The sequence below is a fragment of the Pseudomonas sp. KNUC1026 genome (assembly GCF_021650705.1).
Taxonomy (GTDB): Bacteria; Pseudomonadota; Gammaproteobacteria; order Pseudomonadales; family Pseudomonadaceae; genus Aquipseudomonas.
Map to the genome: position 1 here is coordinate 3,322,780 of NZ_CP087138.1, position 17,224 is coordinate 3,340,003.

General features: G+C 62.4%; 20 protein-coding genes and 2 pseudogenes. 3 read left to right on the plus strand and 19 right to left on the minus strand.

What is annotated here, in order from left to right:
- Positions 1–73 precede the first annotated feature (73 nt).
- Positions 74–448 (plus strand): COG4315 family predicted lipoprotein, encoded by a 375-nt coding sequence (locus LN139_RS15435; protein WP_236355036.1) that lies wholly within the window; start codon positions 74–76, stop codon positions 446–448.
- A gap of 20 nt (positions 449–468) precedes the next feature.
- Here the strand turns inward: LN139_RS15435 and LN139_RS15440 are convergent.
- The 3 genes and pseudogenes from LN139_RS15440 to LN139_RS15450 all read right to left on the minus strand — a co-directional run bounded on the left by LN139_RS15440 (position 469) and on the right by LN139_RS15450 (position 2,346).
- Positions 469–1,031 (minus strand): annotated as a pseudogene (locus tag LN139_RS15440) (DUF1285 domain-containing protein).
- A 9-nt stretch (positions 1,032–1,040) separates the two neighbouring features.
- Positions 1,041–1,643, minus strand: a complete 603-nt coding sequence (locus LN139_RS15445; RefSeq protein ID WP_236355039.1) for a DUF4823 domain-containing protein — start codon at positions 1,641–1,643, stop codon at positions 1,041–1,043.
- A gap of 67 nt (positions 1,644–1,710) precedes the next feature.
- Positions 1,711–2,346 (minus strand): TetR/AcrR family transcriptional regulator, encoded by a 636-nt coding sequence (locus tag LN139_RS15450; protein ID WP_236360441.1) that lies wholly within the window; start codon positions 2,344–2,346, stop codon positions 1,711–1,713.
- Positions 2,347–2,394: 48 nt separating this feature from the next.
- Between LN139_RS15450 and LN139_RS15455 the strand changes: the two genes are divergently transcribed.
- Positions 2,395–3,555 carry an aminotransferase class V-fold PLP-dependent enzyme gene (locus LN139_RS15455; RefSeq protein WP_442964326.1) on the plus strand — a complete coding sequence of 387 codons (1,161 nt, stop codon included), beginning with the start codon at positions 2,395–2,397 and terminating at the stop codon, positions 3,553–3,555.
- Positions 3,556–3,767: 212 nt separating this feature from the next.
- Here the strand turns inward: LN139_RS15455 and LN139_RS15460 are convergent, their stop codons facing one another.
- The 13 genes and pseudogenes from LN139_RS15460 to LN139_RS15520 form a co-directional block, all read right to left on the minus strand.
- Entirely contained in the window at positions 3,768–4,568 is an 801-nt protein-coding gene (locus tag LN139_RS15460; RefSeq protein WP_236355040.1) for a TatD family hydrolase, read from the minus strand.
- Between the two features lie 7 nt (positions 4,569–4,575).
- Positions 4,576–4,932 (minus strand): PilZ domain-containing protein, encoded by a 357-nt coding sequence (locus LN139_RS15465; protein WP_236355054.1) that lies wholly within the window; start codon positions 4,930–4,932, stop codon positions 4,576–4,578.
- A 24-nt stretch (positions 4,933–4,956) separates the two neighbouring features.
- Positions 4,957–5,940, minus strand: a complete 984-nt coding sequence (locus LN139_RS15470) for a DNA polymerase III subunit delta' (protein WP_236355056.1) — start codon at positions 5,938–5,940, stop codon at positions 4,957–4,959.
- Positions 5,933–6,565 (minus strand): dTMP kinase, encoded by a 633-nt coding sequence (tmk, locus tag LN139_RS15475; RefSeq protein ID WP_236355059.1) that lies wholly within the window; start codon positions 6,563–6,565, stop codon positions 5,933–5,935. The genes LN139_RS15470 and tmk overlap by 8 nt, the downstream gene beginning before the upstream one ends.
- A 10-nt stretch (positions 6,566–6,575) precedes the next feature.
- Positions 6,576–7,715: an endolytic transglycosylase MltG gene (gene mltG / locus LN139_RS15480; protein WP_236355061.1), complete on the minus strand. Its 1,140-nt coding sequence runs from the start codon at positions 7,713–7,715 to the stop codon at positions 6,576–6,578.
- Between the two features lie 3 nt (positions 7,716–7,718).
- Positions 7,719–8,533: pseudogene (gene pabC / locus LN139_RS15485) on the minus strand (aminodeoxychorismate lyase).
- Complete coding sequence (gene fabF / locus LN139_RS15490) at positions 8,533–9,777, minus strand: beta-ketoacyl-ACP synthase II (protein ID WP_236355071.1); 1,245 nt, start codon at positions 9,775–9,777, stop codon at positions 8,533–8,535. Before fabF ends, pabC begins: the two are co-directional and overlap by 1 nt.
- Before the next feature lie 104 nt (positions 9,778–9,881).
- On the minus strand, positions 9,882–10,121 hold the full coding sequence (gene acpP, locus LN139_RS15495) for an acyl carrier protein (RefSeq protein WP_236355073.1): 240 nt from the start codon (positions 10,119–10,121) through the stop codon (positions 9,882–9,884).
- A 194-nt stretch (positions 10,122–10,315) separates the two neighbouring features.
- The gene (gene fabG, locus LN139_RS15500) at positions 10,316–11,056 is read right to left on the minus strand and encodes a 3-oxoacyl-ACP reductase FabG (RefSeq protein WP_236355076.1); all 741 of its coding nucleotides are present in this window, start codon (positions 11,054–11,056) and stop codon (positions 10,316–10,318) included.
- Between the two features lie 16 nt (positions 11,057–11,072).
- Entirely contained in the window at positions 11,073–12,011 is a 939-nt protein-coding gene (fabD, locus tag LN139_RS15505; protein ID WP_236355078.1) for an ACP S-malonyltransferase, read from the minus strand.
- 120 nt (positions 12,012–12,131) lie between these two features.
- Complete coding sequence (gene plsX, locus LN139_RS15510; RefSeq protein ID WP_268944760.1) at positions 12,132–13,142, minus strand: phosphate acyltransferase PlsX; 1,011 nt, start codon at positions 13,140–13,142, stop codon at positions 12,132–12,134.
- A 3-nt stretch (positions 13,143–13,145) separates the two neighbouring features.
- A complete protein-coding gene (gene rpmF / locus LN139_RS15515) occupies positions 13,146–13,328 on the minus strand; it encodes a 50S ribosomal protein L32 (RefSeq protein WP_026146372.1) in 183 nt (60 codons plus the stop codon).
- Positions 13,329–13,340: 12 nt separating this feature from the next.
- Positions 13,341–13,868 (minus strand): YceD family protein, encoded by a 528-nt coding sequence (locus tag LN139_RS15520; RefSeq protein WP_236355080.1) that lies wholly within the window; start codon positions 13,866–13,868, stop codon positions 13,341–13,343.
- 107 nt (positions 13,869–13,975) lie between these two features.
- On the opposite strand from LN139_RS15520, the gene LN139_RS15525 reads away from it, so the two are divergent.
- Positions 13,976–14,554, plus strand: a complete 579-nt coding sequence (locus LN139_RS15525) for a Maf family protein (RefSeq protein ID WP_236355087.1) — start codon at positions 13,976–13,978, stop codon at positions 14,552–14,554.
- A gap of 1 nt (position 14,555) precedes the next feature.
- On the opposite strand, the gene LN139_RS15530 is transcribed toward LN139_RS15525, so the two are convergent.
- The 3 genes from LN139_RS15530 to rluC are packed head-to-tail and all read right to left on the minus strand — an operon-like array spanning position 14,556 to position 17,186.
- Positions 14,556–15,551 (minus strand): S49 family peptidase, encoded by a 996-nt coding sequence (locus tag LN139_RS15530; protein ID WP_236355090.1) that lies wholly within the window; start codon positions 15,549–15,551, stop codon positions 14,556–14,558.
- 26 nt (positions 15,552–15,577) lie between these two features.
- Positions 15,578–16,234, minus strand: a complete 657-nt coding sequence (locus LN139_RS15535; RefSeq protein ID WP_236355091.1) for an HAD-IIIA family hydrolase — start codon at positions 16,232–16,234, stop codon at positions 15,578–15,580.
- Entirely contained in the window at positions 16,227–17,186 is a 960-nt protein-coding gene (gene rluC / locus LN139_RS15540) for a 23S rRNA pseudouridine(955/2504/2580) synthase RluC (protein WP_236355093.1), read from the minus strand. Before rluC ends, LN139_RS15535 begins: the two co-directional genes overlap by 8 nt.
- Positions 17,187–17,224 lie beyond the last annotated feature (38 nt).

Below are 17,224 nucleotides of genomic sequence, written 5' to 3' on the forward strand. Positions count from 1 at the left end.
CGCTCCCGGCAGGCGTCTGGCTGCAGCAAGCAAAAAAATCAGCCTCTTCAATCGACAAAAACACGGAGTTGCCATGAAATCACTGTCTCGCATCGCGCTATTGGCCATGGCCTTGGCCGCCACCCACGCCATGGCTGCGCCCGCCACGGTCGGCAAGAGCGACAAAGGTGACGTGCTGGTCAATGCCCAAGGCATGACCCTGTACACCTTCGACAATGACATGCAAGGCATGTCGATGTGTGACGGCCAATGCGCCACCAATTGGCCGCCCCTGAAAGCTGACAGCGGCAGCTCGGCCGAGGGTGACTGGACGACCGTCAAGCGCAGCGACGGCAGCCTGCAATGGGCCTACAAGGGCAAGCCACTGTACACCTGGGCCAAGGACAGCAAGGCTGGCGACACCACCGGTGATAACGTCAAGAACGTCTGGCACGTCGCCAAGCCCTGAAGCACAAAGCCCGGCTTCGCTCAGCTGGCCGGGCCCAGCGCGAAGAAGCAGCCCCCGCTCCACACCCCGAGGTACTCTGCGCCATCCACCTGGCCAGGCACTGCCAACTCGACCAGCTCATAGAACACATTGCGGTTGATCAGTGCCTCGAACCCGCCACGAGCCCGCACATAGGGGAAGGCTCACCTGTGGCAGGGTCGGTTTCGACACGCAGCGGGTGCTCTGCACCGGCATCGAACGCGTTGTCGCAGTTGTCGGTAAACCTCAATGTCTGCCGTTCGCCCTGCCCCGTCGCTTCGAGCGCAACCACTAAGAACGGCGCATCATCGACCCTGATCCCCACTTTCTCGACTGGCGTCACCAGATACCAGCGATCACCTTCGCGCTTGAGGATGCTGGAGAACAGCTTGACCATCGCCTTGCGGCCGATCGGCGACCCCATGTAATACCAGGTGCCGTCTCGGGCAATGCGCATGTCGATGTCGCCGCAGAAGTCGGGATTCCACAGGTGTACCGGGGGCAGGCCGCGCTCGCTTGCGGGAATCTGCCCCAATAGGTCGTTGGCCTTGGCCGGGCCGCTCATGGCGCCTCCTTATCGGCTGATACCCAGAAGGCTACGAGCGTAATCCTCCATCGGGGGGCCAAGCAAATCGGCAGGCTTGTGGTTGTAGAGCGTCAGCAGGCCGCCACGGGCACGGATGGTGGCGGTATCGATCAGGTAGCGAGTGCTGGTTTCGATCACCATCATCTGCACTACGCCATGGTCGACGCCCAAGCGATCGACCGCCTCCTGATCCTGCCATTCATCGGTGTTGCCAATGCGGTCATCGGCGGCGGCGAAGCGGGTATAGAGCAGGTAATTGGCGCCGAAGCTGCGAGCTTCGGCAAGTGCTTGCTCAAGGCCCAGCGGTTGCGCCGCGCGCCGTACCATAGGGAAATACTGGACGAAACCGGTGAAGGCTTCCTCGGCCACTACGTTGGGCCGCGGGTAGTTGCTGCCAGGTGGGGCAAAAGGGCCTTGGGCAATGTAGACGAAGGAATCGGGCTGCAGGCGGAAGTTGTTGATACGGCGGGTCTGGCTGTGATCCAGCACGCCTGCGTCGCTCAGTTGATCCTTGGCCACTTGCCCCATGTCGCTTACGCTCATGCAGCCGCCCAGTGCCAGTACCGCTAACATCACCCACGCCGTGCGCATCGTTCCTCCCGGGCCGGTGTCGGAAAACCGGCGAATGCCCCGACGATGCAGCTTTCACGCCAACGCGCTAGGCCACAGGCTCGCCGTCGCGCCGCCGGCGGTTGCCCATGCGCACCCCGATGTCCATCAGGAACTGGAAAAAACCGTCCTGGTCTTCCAGCACGTTGCTCCAGAATGGCGAGTGATACAGCGCCACCGCGCCGTGTACCAATGCCCAGGCGGCGCAGTAGTGGTAGTACGGGGGAACGTCCTCGAGCTTGCCCTCGTCGATGCGGCCTTTGATCAGTTGGGTAAGCCGCTCGAAGTTGGAAGCACGGATGCTGTGCAACTGCTCCACCAGCTCGGGAACCTGATTGGCCTTCACCACCTTTTCTTCGAGCCGGTCGAACAGCCGATAGCGCTGTGGGTCGCGCATGCGGAATTCGAAATAGGCGCGCGACAAGGCTTCGCGATCGCGATCCACATCTGCCGAGTGCAGCAGTGCGTTGAGGTCGCGTTCGTAATCGAGCATCAGCCGCAGGTAAACCTCGGCCTTGGAGCGAAAGTGCTTGTAGATGGTACCTTTGCCGATCCCGACGGCGTCGGCGATCATCTCGACGGTGACGCTGTCTTCTCCCTGTTCCAGGAACAGCTTGAGCGCGGCGTCGAGGATTTCTTGTTCACGGCGGCGAAATTCACGGACTTTACGCGGTTCTTTCTGCATCGGCTGCATAACGGGACTGTTCACGTTAGAAGCCGCCATTATGCCTGCTTGGCGCCAAATTGCACGGGTGTTACATATGTCGACCTACTTCCAAGAATTCCCCAGGCCGAAGGCCTTCTGTATCTGAACCACGCTGCCGTCGCACCATGGCCCAAGCGCAGCGCTGATGCCATCAGCCAATTCGCACAACAGAACATCACACTGGGTGCGCGCGATTATCCGCAATGGGTCAAGGTCGAGGATCGCCTGCGCGAGCGGCTTCAGCGCCTGCTCAATGCCCCTGGCGTGGATGACATTGCCTTGGTGAAAAACACCTCCGAGGCGCTGTCGTTCGTGGCCCAAGGGCTGAGCTGGGCCGAAGGTGACCAGGTCATCATCAGTGACGAAGAGTTTCCGTCCAACCGCATCGTCTGGGAGGCGCTCAAGCCCCAGGGCGTTGAAGTCGTGGCTGTCAGCCTGGCAGGAGAGGACCCTGAAGCGGCCTTGCTTGCCGCCTGCGGCCCACGCACTCGTTTGCTGGCCATCAGCTCGGTGCAGTACGCCAGCGGCCTGAAGTTGGACATGGCGCGGCTGGGGGCGGGCTTGAAGAGCAAGGGCGTATTGTTCTGTATCGATGCGATCCAGCAACTGGGTGCTCAACCGTTCGACGTACAGGCCTACGATTGTGACTTCGCCATGGCCGACGGCCACAAATGGTTGCTCGGCCCCGAAGGCCTCGGCGTTTTCTACTGCCGTGCGAGCGTGCGCCCCACCTTGACGCTGCGCGAGTTCGGCTGGCACATGGTCGAGCGCATGGGCGACTACAGCCGTACCGACTGGGAGCCGGCGCACAGCGCGCGGCGTTTCGAATGCGGCAGCCCGAATATGCTGGGCACAATGGGATTGGAGGCCAGTATCGGGTTGCTGGAAGAGGTTGGGATGGATGAGGTCGCACGCTTGATCGAAGCCCGCATCGAGCAACTCAGCCAAGGCCTGGCCGCGATTCCCGGGGTAGTTCAGCATCACCCCGCCAACCCCGCGCGCCGTGCTGGCATCCTCACCTTCAGTGTTGCCGGCAAAGACCCTCAGGCACTGTGGCGCCAACTGATGGACGCAGGGGTCGTGTGCATCCCTCGCGGCAAAGGCATTCGCCTGTCACCACACTTCTATACACCACCAGCCGTTATCGAACGCGCACTGGAAATCATTGCCATCCTGGCGCGCCAATGAGTGCTAAAAAAAACGTGCTGATTCCGAAACTGTTTAAAAAACGTACAGCGGTGGGTTGAAACCGCTCAAGGGTGGCCAATACTGAAGATGTTGGCCGCACTATCCCCCAAGTGGCCGGCCGATAAAGGTGTCGACGGACCGCGCGCCTTTGCACTACTCCTAATGGTCTTGACCCGGACTCCTCCCCCAGAATCCGGGTTTTTTTTGCCCACTCAGGCCAGGCGTGACAGCGGGAACAGGCGCTTGAAGTTTTCCGAGGTCTGCTCGGCGAACTGCTCGAAGGGCACCCCACGCAGCATGGCGAGGTATTCGGCAACTTCACGCACATATTGCGGCAGGTTCGGCTTGCCGCGATAAGGGATCGGCGCGAGGTACGGTGAATCGGTTTCCACCAGCAAGCGATCGGCCGGCACCTGGCGCGCCACATCCCGCAAGGCGTCGGCATTGCGGAAGGTTACGATGCCCGAGAGTGAGATGTAGTAACCCATGTCCAGGGCTGCCTTGGCCATCGCCCAATCTTCGGTGAAACAATGCAGCACGCCGGCTTGTGGCAGTGCAGCTTCTTCAAGCAGAGCCAAGGTATCGGCGCGTGCGGAACGGGTGTGGATGATGACTGGCTTGCCGGTGATCGCTGCGGCCTCCAGGTGCACTCGAAACGACGCCTGCTGCACATCGGCCGCCTCCGGCTCGTAGTGATAATCCAGGCCTGTTTCGCCGATGGCGACCGCATGCGGATGGTCGAGTGCGTTCACCAGCCAGCTCAGCGTCGGCAGGCCGTCGGGGTTGACGTCCAGAGGGTGCACACCCACCGAGCAGTCGACGTCGGCGTAGCGCTCGGCCAACGCCTTGACTGCGTCGGCATTGCTGGCGCTGACGCCTATACACAGGAAATGGCTCACGCCCCGTTGACGAGCTGCATCGAGTGCAGCGTCGAGAGAACCGGAATGGGCCGTGAGGTCGAGGCGGTCCAGGTGGCAGTGCGAATCCACCAGGCGAAAATCGGTATCAGGCATCGATCAATTACATCGTGTGGGTCGGCCGGTCGGACTTCAGCGCGCCGGCGAGGTAGGTTTCGATCTTGCTGCGAGCGGTATCGTCGCCGTCGTTGAACTGCACACCGACGCCCGCCGCACGGTTGCCTTGAGCACCCCGTGGCGTGATCCAGGCGACCTTGCCGGCCACCGGAATTTTTTCGGGTTCATCCATCAGGTTCAACAGCATGAACAACTCATCGCCCAGCTTGTAGCTCTTGCTGGTAGGAATGAACAAACCGCCGTTGCGCAAGAACGGCATGTAGGCAGCGTAAAGCACCGCCTTGTCTTTGATGGTCAACGACAGGATGCCATTGCGAGGCCCTGGCGAAGCTGGTTGATTCATGAGGATCCCTTGGTTGACGACCCACTAACCCTGGCGCGGCAAACCGGCCCACTGGACCAGAAGCGCCTCGAGCAGCAGCGCACGGTTGAGGTTGGCCTTGGCCATGACCTTCTGCCGATGTTGCAGCAGCCAGTCCTGCATCTGCAGAACACCGGCCTGGGGGCTCTTCTGCGCCAGATATTGCAGCACCTTGCGCATATCGCTCAAGCCCAGCCCTTGCTCGTCTTCTGTTAATTGATAGCACAGGATACGGTGCGCCCAATCGCAGAACCAGTCGAACAGCAAAAGCAGTGGCACATTGCCCCAACTCTCCGCCAGTTGGCTAGCCCCTTGTTGTTGCTTGAGCAGCTTCTTGATGCCTTCGACCACAAGACCACGCATTTCGCGCACTTTTTCACCGTGCATGCGCAGCGCCACCAACGGCGACCCGGCGGCCAGCGTCAGCAGTAACTCGCGCTCCTCGGCCGGCTCTTCGGGCAGCCGCTCAGCCAGCCATGCCTGGCTCTGGCCTGCATTGGGCAAAGGGCAGGCCTGCTGCACGCAGCGGCTGCGCACAGTCGCCAGCAAACGGCTGGGCTGGTGGCTGACCAGAATCATCACCGTATTGCCCGAGGGCTCTTCAAGGCTTTTGAGCAGGGCGTTGGACGCATTGATGTTCATCGCCTCGACAGGCTCGATCAAGACCACCTTGCGCCCACCGAGCTGGGGCGTCTGCGCCACGAACCCGACAAGCTCGCGGACCTGGTCGACCCGGATGGCCTTGTCGGCTTCTTCGGGCAGGAGCAAAAAACGGTCCGGGTGAGTGCCCGCTGCGAGCAGCAGGCAACCCTTGCACTGGCCGCAGGCCTGCCCCTGGGGCTGTTGGCAAAGCAATAGCGCGATCAGGCGCTCGGCAAAGGCACGTTTGCCAATGCCCGCAGGGCCGTGAAACAGGTAGGCGTGAGCATGCTGGCTGCGGCCGGCGTATTGCTGCCACAGCGCCTGCTGCCACGGGAATGCCTCAGCCACGGGCGCGCTCCAGAAGCTCCGGCAGCAGCACCAGCAGGCTGTGCTGCACCTGCGCCAGCGACTGGGCTGCGTCTATCACACGGTAACGCGCGGGGCTCGCTTGAGCACGGGCAAGGTAGGCTTGGCGCACCGCTTCGAAGAACGGCCGGCCCTCTTGTTCGAAACGGTCGAGCCGGCCTCGCGCGGCAGCGCGTGCAAGGCCGATGTCCACCGGAAGGTCGAACACCAGCGTGAGATCTGGTTGGAGGCCTTGCTGCACGAACTGCTCCAGCGTCGCAATGCGATCGATGCCGATGCCACGGCCGCCACCCTGATAGGCGTAGGTCGCATCGGTGAAACGATCACACAATACGACCGCCCCCCGCTCCAGCGCAGGCCGGATGACCCGCGCCAGATGCTGCGCTCGCGCGGCGAACATCAACAGCAACTCGGCATCGACCGCCATGGTTTCGTCGCTGGGGGCCAGCAGCAGCTCACGGATGCGCTCGGCGAGTGGCGTGCCGCCGGGCTCGCGCGTCAGCACCACATCGTGGCCTGCCTGGCGCAAATGTTCGGCAAGAAACTCGCGGTTGGTGGTTTTACCGGCACCCTCGGGGCCTTCCAGGGTAATGAACAGGCCTGTCACTTGGGCGTCCTCATGGTTGTTCGGCAGGGGCAGCAGGCTCGGCGGCTTCCCCGGGTTTCCCGCCTTCGCCCTGTTCGGGGGCAGGCGTTGCATCGCCAGGCAGCTCCGCCGGGGCCTGAGCTGCTGGGCTGGAACGGTAGTCGGCGCGACGCTTGAGCTGGTATTGGCGTACCGCGTCGTTGTGTTCGTCGAGGTTCTCGGAGAACACATGGCTGCCGTCGCCGCGCGCAACGAAATACAGGCTGCGGCCCGAGGCCGGGTTAAGCGCAGCATGCAACGCCTCCCGCCCGACGATGGCAATAGGCGTCGGCGGCAAGCCGGCGTTAAGGTAGGTGTTGTAGGGCGACGGTGCCTTGAGGTCAGCACGGGTGATCTTGCCGTTGTAGCGCTCACCCATGCCGTAGATCACCGTTGGGTCGGTCTGCAACAGCATGCCCGCCTGCAAGCGGCGGACGAATACCCCGGCGATCTCGCCGCGCTCCTGTGGCACCCCGGTTTCCTTCTCGATCAGGGAGGCCAGGATCAACGCCTGGTAGGGGTCGGACAGAGGGACATCGTTGGCACGGTTCTGCCATTCCTGAGCCAGCACCGCATCCAACCGGTCGTACGCCTGGCCAAGCAGCTCCAGGTCACTGGTGCCTTTGACATAACGGTAGGTATCGGGGAAAAACCGGCCCTCAGGGAAAACAGCCGGGTGGCCAAGTTTTTCCATGACCTGTTCATCGCTGAGGCCAGCCAGGGTTTGCTTGAGCTTTTCCTGCTTGGCCAAGGCCGTACGAACCTGGCGGAACGTCCAGCCTTCGACCAAAGTGAGGTTGTACTGCACCACCTCGCCACGCTGCCACAAGCCGATCAGGTCACGTACCGTCATGCCCGGGGTCAGACGATACTCGCCGGTGTGCAGCGTCAGGCCGTTTGAATTGAAGCGCCAGTACCAGCGTAGCCAGAAGGCGTCGCCCAACGTACCGCTGCTTTCAAGGCGGCGGAACATGCCGACGGGCGAAGCACCGGCAGGCACGTCGATCAGTTGCTCGGCACCGAGCTGCAGCGGTTGATCTACCGAAGACTTGACCTTCCAGGCCGCGCCGCCGAGCGCGAGGGCTGCCAGCAACAGGATGCCTTCGAGCACCATCAGCAATTTACGAATCACGAATCAGCTATCCAGAAGGGTATGGGCCAGGCGTTGCAGTTTACGAGTCACGCCGCCGACCGGCCACTGATTGTCACCACAGGCAACAACTGGCCAGATGCCGTAGACGCCGTTGCAGACGAAGACTTCGTCTGCGCCATGCAGGTCAGCGATGCTCAGGTCGGCCACCTCAGCCTGCAAGCCTTGGGCAGGCGCCTGTGCCAGGAGTTCTGCGCGCAAGGTCCCGGCCACTCCGCAGCGGGAGAGGCCAGGCGTGAACAGCGCCTGGCCCTTTACCAGAAAGAGGTTGCTGAATACGCCCTCGATGATCCGACCCTCGGTATCGCGCATCAGCCCTTCGGCGTACCCGCTCCCTTGCCATTCGGCCCGCGCCAGCACCTGTTCCAGCCGGTTCAGATGTTTGAGGCCGGCCAGGGCCGGCTGCAATGCCAGGGGCGTAGTGCACTCGAAAAGCCGCACTCCGCTTTCGGCGTAACTGGCCGGCCAGGCAGGTAACTGCGAGGCCTGGAGAACTCGAACGGCTGGCACATCGGGGGCCGCGCCATAGCCACGCGGGCTATCACCCCGGTGAGGATGAGCTTGAGCACGCCCTCGCCCATCGCATGGGCATACGCCTGGATCTCACGCTCGATCAGTTCCAGCTCAGCCAGCAAGGCCAGGCGAGCGATGCCATCCGACAACCGAGCCAGATGCCGAGCCAGCAGGCAGGCACGGCCATTGATCACCTTGATCGTCTCGAACAGCCCGTCACCGTAGGCAAGGCCGCGATTACCCAGCCCCAGGCTTGCCTGAGGCTGGCCGTCGACCCAAGGCTGCATCAGCCCTCGAACCGCCGGAACACCAGCGTGCCGTTGGTGCCGCCGAACCCGAAGGAGTTCGACACAGCGACCTCGATTGGCATCTTGCGGGCCTCGTGCGGCACGAAATCCAGGTCGCAGCCTACATCTGGCTCGTCGAGGTTGATGGTCGGCGGAGCCACCTGGTCGCGCAGTGCAAGCACAGTGAAGATCGCCTCGACAGCGCCCGCTGCACCCAGCAGGTGGCCGGTCATCGACTTGGTCGAGCTGACAGCCAGGCGTTGGGCATGCTCGCCGAACACAGACTTGATGGCATTGACTTCGGCCAGGTCGCCGGCGGAGGTAGAAGTGCCGTGGGCGTTGATGTACTGGACGCTGTCAGGTACCAACTGCGCATCGCGCAGAGCGTTGGCCATGCAGCGAGCAGCGCCGGCGCCATCTTCGGGCGGAGAGGTCATGTGGAAGGCATCGCCGCTGGTGCCAAAGCCTACCAGCTCTGCAAGGATCGTGGCGCCACGGGCACGAGCGTGCTCGAGCTCCTCAAGCACCAGCGCGCCTGCGCCATCCGACAGCACGAAACCGTCACGGCCCTTGTCCCAAGGGCGGCTTGCGCGTGCCGGCTCGTCATTGCGGGTCGACAAGGCGCGAGCGGCACCGAAGCCACCCATGCCCAGGCCGCAGGCGGCCATTTCGGCGCCGCCGGCGATCATCACGTCCGCCTCGCCATAGGCGATGTTGCGCGCGGCCATGCCGATGCAATGGGTGCCGGTGGTGCACGCCGTGGAGATGGCGTAGTTGGGGCCTTGAACACCCAGGTGGATCGAAAGAAACCCCGAGATCATGTTGATGATCGAGCCCGGCACGAAGAACGGCGAAATACGCCGAGGCCCCTGCGCGTGCAACGTGCGGCAGGTTTCTTCGATGTTGGTCAGGCCACCGATGCCCGAGCCCATGGCAACGCCGATGCGCTCGCGGTTGGCATCGGTTATTTCAAGGCCTGCGTCACGCACGGCCTGGAACCCGGCTGCCAGGCCGTACTGGATGAACAGATCGAGCTTGCGCGCTTCTTTCGCGGAAATATATTGCTCGACGTCAAACCCTTTGACCGAGCCGCCAAAACGGGTTGAAAAGGCAGACAGGTCCGTATGTTCGATCGGCCCGATGCCACTGCGGCCTTCCAGAATGCCCTGCCAACTGCTGGCCACGTCAGTGCCCAACGGCGACAGCATGCCCATTCCGGTTACCACGACGCGTCTACGCGACACAGTGCTCTCCTTCAAAAACAAAAAGGCTACGCCCTTCAAAGAAAAAACCGCACGCCGGATCGGCAGTGCGGTTTTTTCCGACTGAAAGCGTCAGCGACCAACTATCAGCCCTTGTTGTGGGCGTTCACGTAGTCGATAGCGGCTTGAACGGTCGTGATCTTCTCGGCTTCTTCGTCTGGAATCTCGGTTTCGAATTCTTCTTCCAGAGCCATTACCAGCTCAACGGTGTCAAGAGAGTCCGCGCCCAGATCTTCGACGAAGCTCGCCTCCGGTTTCACTTCATCTTCTTTGACGCCCAGTTGCTCGGCGACGATTTTCTTGACACGTTCTTCGATGCTGCTCATACCTAATTTTCACTCCTAATGGACACTATGTCAGGCAACTGGCCGGGGGTAATTTTATAGGAAGAAAGCCGCTTTTCAAGTTCAAAGCGCTTCTGCCCGCCCCTTGAGGCCAGCTGCCCAAAATTCGGGTTCAGCTTTATAACGGATTTCAGGCCCCGAGTGGGACATTTTTTCGAACGCCTGTTCTCCGGATATTACATATACATGCCGCCATTCACAGGAATGGTCGCGCCTGTCACGTAGCCTGCACCCTCGGATGCCAGGAAGGCAACCACACTGGCGATTTCCTGGGCCTGGCCCAGACGACCGGCAGGGATTTGCGCCAGCAGTGCCTGACGCTGTGCGTCAGGCAGCTCGCGGGTCATGTCGGTATCGATGAAGCCTGGGGCCACCGAATTGACGGTAATATTGCGCGAACCCACTTCCCGCGCCAGCGCGCGGCCGAAGCCCTCCAGGCCCGCCTTGGCGGCGGCGTAGTTGGCTTGCCCGGCGTTACCCATGGCGCCGACCACCGAACCGATGTTGATGATCCGCCCCCAGCGGGCCTTGGTCATCCCACGCAGCACGCCTTTGGAGAGGCGGAACAGGCTGTTGAGGTTGGTATCGATGACGTCGGTCCACTCATCGTCCTTCATGCGCAGCATGAGGTTGTCACGGGTGATGCCAGCGTTGTTGACCAGGATCGCTGGCGCACCGAAACGCTCGGAGATCGTGGCCAGCACCGCCTCAACCGAAGCTGCATCAGTCACATTCAGCGCGAGGCCGGTGCCTTCGATGCCGTTTTCCTTCAGGGCGGCGGCAATACGCTCGGCGCCGGATTCGGTGGTAGCGGTGCCAATCACGATGGCACCCTGGCGGCCCAGTTCGTGTGCGATCGCCTGGCCGATGCCACGGCTGGCACCAGTTACCAGTGCCACTTTACCTTGCAGGCTCATGCCTGTTTCTCCTGTATCAGGCCAGCGCCGCACGGGCGGCGGCGAAGGCGTCTGGGGTATCGAGGTTGAGCGTGCTGACGCCATCGGCGCAACGCTTGTTGAGGCCGGCCAGCACCTTGCCCGGGCCGCATTCGACCAGTTGGGTGGCACCCTGACCCGCGAGCCAGGCGACCGACTCGACCCAACGCACGGGCATGTAGAGCTGGGCAAGCAGGTTCTGCTTGAGATCGCCCAGATTGCCAGGCACCTGCGCGGTCACGTTCTGCACCACCGGAATACCGGGCGCCTGCCAGTTCAAGGCTTCGATTGCAGCGGCGAACTTCTCGGCAGCCGGCTTCATCAGCGCGCAGTGCGACGGCACGCTCACCGGCAGCGGCAAGGCACGCTTGGCGCCCTTGGCCTTGCAAGCCTCCATCGCCCGCGCAACCGCAGAGGCGGAGCCTGCGATCACGACCTGGCCTGGCGAGTTGAAATTGACAGCGCTGACCACTTCGCCCTCTTCGCTGGCGGCGCAGGCGGCGATCACTTCCTCATCGGTAAGCCCGAGAATGGCGGCCATTGCGCCCTGCCCTGCCGGCACGGCCTCCTGCATCAGTTGCCCACGGCGCTCGACCAGCTTCACGGCATCGGCAAGGCCAATGCTGCCGGCGGCGACCAGTGCGCTGTATTCACCCAGGCTGTGCCCGGCGACATAGGCAGGTTGTGCACCGCCTTGCGCCTGCCACAACCGCCACAAGGCAATGGATGCGGTGAGAATGGCGGGCTGGGTCTTGTCGGTCTGATTGAGCAGTTCCGCCGGCCCGTGCTGGCACAGAGCCCAGAGGTCGTAGCCCAGCGCGTCGGAGGCTTCCTGGAAGGTGTCGGTCACCAGGCTGTGCTGCTCGCCCAGGTCGGCCAGCATGCGCAGCGCCTGGGAACCTTGCCCGGGGAAAACGAATGCGATGGATGCAGACATTGAAACAGCCCCTTTTGGAATTCATTGGCTCGGGCATGCCTGTTGCCATGCCCGAAAAACGATATTTGGATGCAAGCTTCGACTCGGCGGTCACAATTGAAGCACGCGCCCGCTCACGCACTAAAGCAAAAACGCACCGATACGGTGGCGCAAACGCTCGGGCAGATTATCGCGAACCTGCACCTGGGCACGCACGATGGCGCTGCGCAAGCCCTCTACGCCCGCCGAGCCGTGGCTTTTCACCACGATGCCCTGCAACCCCAGGAAACTGGCACCGTTGTGCCGGGCAGGCGCCAGGTCCTGGCGCAGCCGCCTCAGCAACGGCAAGGCCATGGCGCCGGCCATGCGCGCAATGAGCCCGCTGCTGAACAGCGCCTCGATACGCGCCCCGATCATCGAGGCCAGGCCCTCGCTGGCTTTGAGCATCACATTGCCGACGAACCCGTCGCACACCACCACATCGGCGTCACCGCGGTACAACCCATCGCCCTCGACGAAGCCGATATAGTTCAGCTCCGGGGCTTTTTGCAGCAATGCCGCAGCAGCCTTGACCTGCTGATTGCCCTTGATGTCCTCGGTGCCTACATTGAGCAGCGCAACGCGCGGCCTCGGGATGCCCGCAGCCTCGGCAGCGACAGCCCCCATCACCGCGAACTGGTAGAGGTGCTCGGCGCTGCAATCGACATTGGCGCCCAGATCCAGCAAATGGCAAACACCGGTTCGAGTCGGGATACCCGCGACCATCGCCGGCCGATCCACACCCGGAACAGTCTTCAGAACGTGCCGAGACAACGCCATCAGCGCGCCGGTGTTGCCGGCACTGACCACCGCTTGCACTTTGTCGTCACGCAACAGTTGCAAGGCCACTCGCATTGAAGAATCGGGTTTGCCGCGCAAAGCTTGCGCGGGCTTGTCGTCCATGCCGATCACCTCGCTGGCAGCGACGATTTGCAGGCGAGCGCGATCCACACCCGGATGGGCGGCAATCAAGGATTCAAGCAATTGAGGTTGACCGACGAGGGCCAGGTGCAGCGAGGGGGAGTCTGAAAGGCAGGCGATGCAAGCCTCGACAATGTTGCGGGGACCGAAGTCCCCGCCCATTGCGTCGATCGCGATGATCTGAGCGGACAAGGATTACTCGTCGGCGCCCTTGTCGATCACTTTGCGGCCGCGGTAAACGCCTTCAGGCGATACGTGGTGACGCAGGTGTACTTCGCCAGTGGTCTTTTCGACCGACAGAGCGTTTGCAGTGAGGGCGTCGTGCGAACGGCGCATGTCACGTGCAGAGCGGGATTTTTTGTTCTGCTGAACAGCCATAGTGATTAACTCCTAAACGTTTGGGTCACGCTTTAACTGCGCCAAGACACTGAACGGGTTGGACCGTGGTACCTCGTCCTCGCCAGGCTCGGGCTCATTGGCGCCCGCCGGCTGCTGGCATTCTTCCGGATGATGAGCGGGGACGATCGGGAGGGCGAGCAACAGCTCGTCTTCCATCACACCCCGCAGATCCAAAGGATCCTCGCCCAGTTCCAGCACGTCGTAGCCTGACGGCAGCGACTGTGTGTTCGCCCCAACCTTTACCACAGCGTAGGTACACTCGCTGTCGACAGGCAGGGTGACCAGCTCGAGGCAACGCTGGCAAACCATTTTGACCTCAGTACGGAGGTCGCTGTGGATTACCACGGTGCCGTCTTCGTCTCGATCGAAGACGAATCGGGCCTGCACCGCACCGACATTGTCGGAAAGCGGATCGCAGAGTCTCTTCAAATCGGCGAGGGGCACGCTACCTTCTACGGTGGCGTTGCGGTCGGCCAATTTGCGCGGATCAACGTGAGGTGGAATCGGGTCATTCAACATAGGCGCGCCATTCTAGGGATGCCCCTTGCAGGTGTCAAAGGAAATTCGGCCATCGGCGCATCCGCCAGGCCGAGGTAGAATCCTTCCTTTTATATAAGGAGGCTCGCATGCCGCCGATCGTCCTGGCGTCCAGCTCACCGTACCGCCGCGAACTGCTCAACCGCCTGGGGCTGCCCTTCAGCTGCCGGTCGCCCGATATCGACGAAAGCCGGCTGCCCGATGAGCCGGTGCTGGCGCTGGCATTGCGCCTGGCTGAAGCCAAAGCCAGGGCTCTGGCGGCCAGCCACCCCCATCACCTGATCATAGGTTCGGACCAGGTAGCGGTGCTGGATGAGCGCATTCTGGGCAAACCGGGAAGCCATGCGGCCGCTACCGAGCAGTTGCTCGCTTGCAGCGGCCAGGCGGTGCGCTTCCTGACAGGCCTGGCGCTGCTCGACAGCCGCAGCGGCGAATGCCAGGTCGATTGCGTTGCATTCACCGTTCACTTGCGTGCGCTCGATGCAGCGACCGTGGAGCGCTACCTGCGCGCCGAGCAGCCTTACGACTGCGCAGGCAGCTTCAAGGCCGAGGGGCTGGGCGTGAGCCTGTTCAGCCGCACCGAGGGCGAAGACCTCACCAGCCTGGTGGGCCTGCCCTTGATCCGGCTGGTGGGCATGCTGGCCCAGCACGGCATTCAGGTGCCCTGAATCAGCGCAGGGCCGGGCCCTGGAAGCCTGCCCACAGCGCGATGCGCTCAGCCACGCTGGCGCCGAGCTTCTTGGAGAAGCGGTCCAACGGCGACTCTTCCTTGGTGAAGTCAACGATGTCCTTCGCCTTGATCAGGTCCCGTGCCACATAGCTGCTGCTGCCCAACCCGTCGATCAGCCCCATCGGCAAGGCCTGCTCACCCGACCAGATCAAGCCGGAGAACAGCTCCGGATGGTCTTTGTCTTTCAGGCGATCACCGCGCCCCTGTTTGACCTGAGCGATGAACTGCTGATGGGTGGTGTCGAGCACGCCCTGCCAGAAACGGGTTTCGTCCTCGCGCGCAGGCTGGAATGGATCAAGAAACGCCTTGTGCTCACCGGAGGTGTAGGCGCGGCGCTCGACGCCCAGTTTCTCCATGGTGCCCACGAACCCGTAGCCGGCCGCAGTTACACCGATCGAACCCACCAGGCTCGCCTTGTCTGCATAGATCTCGTCGGCAGCGCTGGCGATGTAGTAGGCACCGGAGGCACCCAGGTCGGTGATCACTGCATAGACCTTCAGCTCCGGCCGCTGCGCGCGCAGGCGGCGGATCTCGTCATAGATATAGCCAGCCTGCACCGGGCTGCCGCCGGGGCTGTTGATGCGCAGGATCACCCCTTGCACCTTGGTGTCTTCGAAGGCTTTGCGCAGGCTGCCGATAATGTTGTCGGCGCTGGCGTCTTCCTTGTCGGCGATCACGCCACGCACGTTGATCAAGGCGGTATACCGCGCCGCACTGGAAGCGCCCGCATCGATCTTGCCCCAAGGCGAAAACAGCGCAAGCATTCCCAGCAGGTAGACGAATGTCAGCAGCTTGAAGAAAATCCCCCAGCGCCGCGAACGCCGCTGCTCCTGCACGCTGGCCAGCACTGCCTTTTCCAGCAGCTTCCAGCTGCGATCATCCTGGGGTGGAAGCGCGCCATCCTCGGCGCGTGGAGCTTTCCATTCGTCGGCCATTGCTTTGCTCGTTCAGGTGAAGAAAATCAACGCCGCCCGGCCAGCCAGGGTTCCAGTGCCTGGAACGCCTCGATGGCATGGGTCGGCTCGTATTGGCGCAGGATGCCCAGCTCGATCGCACCGTAACCGACCGCCACGCTTGCCACGCCGGCATTGTGCGCCATCTGGATATCGAACGCAGAGTCTCCGACCATTACTGCCCTGGCCGGTTCTACCCCACAATGTTCGAGGATCTCGCGCAGCATACGCGGCGCAGGCTTGCTTTCGGTTTCATCGGCGGCGCGGGTGATGTCAAAGAAGGTTTCCAGGCCATGGGCACGCAGCACTCGGTCCAGGCCGCGGCGTGCCTTGCCGGTGGCCACGGCCAGCTGGTAACCCTGCTCACGAAATTGCTGCAAGCCGTGTGCAACCCCGGGAAACAGAGGTGACGGTTCAGCATCCATGGCCATGTAGCGATCAGCATAACGCTGGCGGAACGCGTGCAATGCCTGATCGTCGAGCATCGGGTGCAACTGGCTGATCGCCTGGCTGAGTTCCAGCCCGATGATGCCCTTGATGGCCGATGTGGCGCAGGGCTGCAAACCGCCAGCCACTGCCGCGTGCTCCATGGCATCGACGATGCGGCCGATGGAGTCGGCCAATGTGCCGTCCCAGTCAAACACGATCAGGTCGAATTCACGCACTGGCCAGTTTCTCCACCGTGCTGTGCCACATCTCGTCCACCGAAGCCTCCAGGCGCAGGACCTGGCCATCAGGCATAGGCACGTTCAGCGCATAGGCATGCAGGAACAGGCGCTTGCCACCCAGGTCCCGGATTTCGCGGCTGAAGGCTTCGTCGCCGTACTTGGGATCGCCTGCGATGCAGTGCCCGGCGTGCAGGCTGTGCACGCGAATCTGGTGAGTACGCCCAGTGACCGGGCGCGCTTCCACCAGCGTTGCGAAGTCACCGAAACGGCGCAGCACCTTGAACAGTGTCAGCGCTTCCTTGCCTTCAGGATTCACCTCGACCATGCGCTCGCCCGAGCGCAGGTTACTCTTGAGCAACGGCGCGTTGATCTGCTTCTTGGCTGTAGGCCAATGGCCACGCACCAGAGCCATGTAGCGCTTGTCGACACCATCCCCGCGCAGCGCCTGATGCAAGTGGCGCAGCATGCTGCGCTTCTTGGCGATCATCAGAAGGCCCGAGGTGTCACGGTCGAGACGGTGCACCAATTCAAGCTCATCGGCCTGCTGAGGCCTGAGCTGGCGAAAGGCTTCGATCACGCCGAAGCTCAACCCGCTGCCGCCGTGCACAGCGATGCCTGCGGGCTTGTTGAGTACGATCAGGGCTTTGTCTTCGTGGACGATCGCCGCCTCGAGACGCTGCAACAGGCCTTGAGCCACCGGCACAGGCTCGTCCTTCTCGGGCAGGCGCAGGGGCGGCACACGGATGATATCGCCGGCCTGGAGTTTGTACTCAGGCTTTATGCGCCCCTTGTTGACGCGCACTTCACCTTTGCGCAGGATGCGATACACAAGGGTTTTTGGAACACCCTTGAGTGCGGTGAACAGGAAGTTGTCGATGCGTTGGCCGGCAAGTTCGGCCGGAACTTCAAGCATTTGCACGCTGGAAGTGGGAGTTGGGGTCGTGTTCATGGCGCGCATGATAGCAATTTTTCATGCAATTGAAGCAC

Coding starts and splice junctions, on each gene's coding strand:
- fabG (WP_236355076.1), bottom strand. CDS start 11,056: ATGAGCCTGCAAGGTAAAGTGGCACTGGTAACTGGTGCCAGCCGTGGC.
- rluC (WP_236355093.1), bottom strand. CDS start 17,186: ATGAACACGACCCCAACTCCCACTTCCAGCGTGCAAATGCTTGAAGTT.
- rpmF (WP_026146372.1), bottom strand. CDS start 13,328: ATGGCTGTTCAGCAGAACAAAAAATCCCGCTCTGCACGTGACATGCGC.
- fabD (WP_236355078.1), bottom strand. CDS start 12,011: ATGTCTGCATCCATCGCATTCGTTTTCCCCGGGCAAGGTTCCCAGGCG.
- LN139_RS15530 (WP_236355090.1), bottom strand. CDS start 15,551: ATGGCCGACGAATGGAAAGCTCCACGCGCCGAGGATGGCGCGCTTCCA.
- LN139_RS15465 (WP_236355054.1), bottom strand. CDS start 4,932: ATGAATCAACCAGCTTCGCCAGGGCCTCGCAATGGCATCCTGTCGTTG.
- acpP (WP_236355073.1), bottom strand. CDS start 10,121: ATGAGCAGCATCGAAGAACGTGTCAAGAAAATCGTCGCCGAGCAACTG.
- LN139_RS15520 (WP_236355080.1), bottom strand. CDS start 13,868: ATGTTGAATGACCCGATTCCACCTCACGTTGATCCGCGCAAATTGGCC.
- LN139_RS15525 (WP_236355087.1), top strand. CDS start 13,976: ATGCCGCCGATCGTCCTGGCGTCCAGCTCACCGTACCGCCGCGAACTG.
- LN139_RS15445 (WP_236355039.1), bottom strand. CDS start 1,643: ATGCGCACGGCGTGGGTGATGTTAGCGGTACTGGCACTGGGCGGCTGC.
- LN139_RS15460 (WP_236355040.1), bottom strand. CDS start 4,568: ATGCCTGATACCGATTTTCGCCTGGTGGATTCGCACTGCCACCTGGAC.
- LN139_RS15435 (WP_236355036.1), top strand. CDS start 74: ATGAAATCACTGTCTCGCATCGCGCTATTGGCCATGGCCTTGGCCGCC.
- LN139_RS15450 (WP_236360441.1), bottom strand. CDS start 2,346: ATGCAGAAAGAACCGCGTAAAGTCCGTGAATTTCGCCGCCGTGAACAA.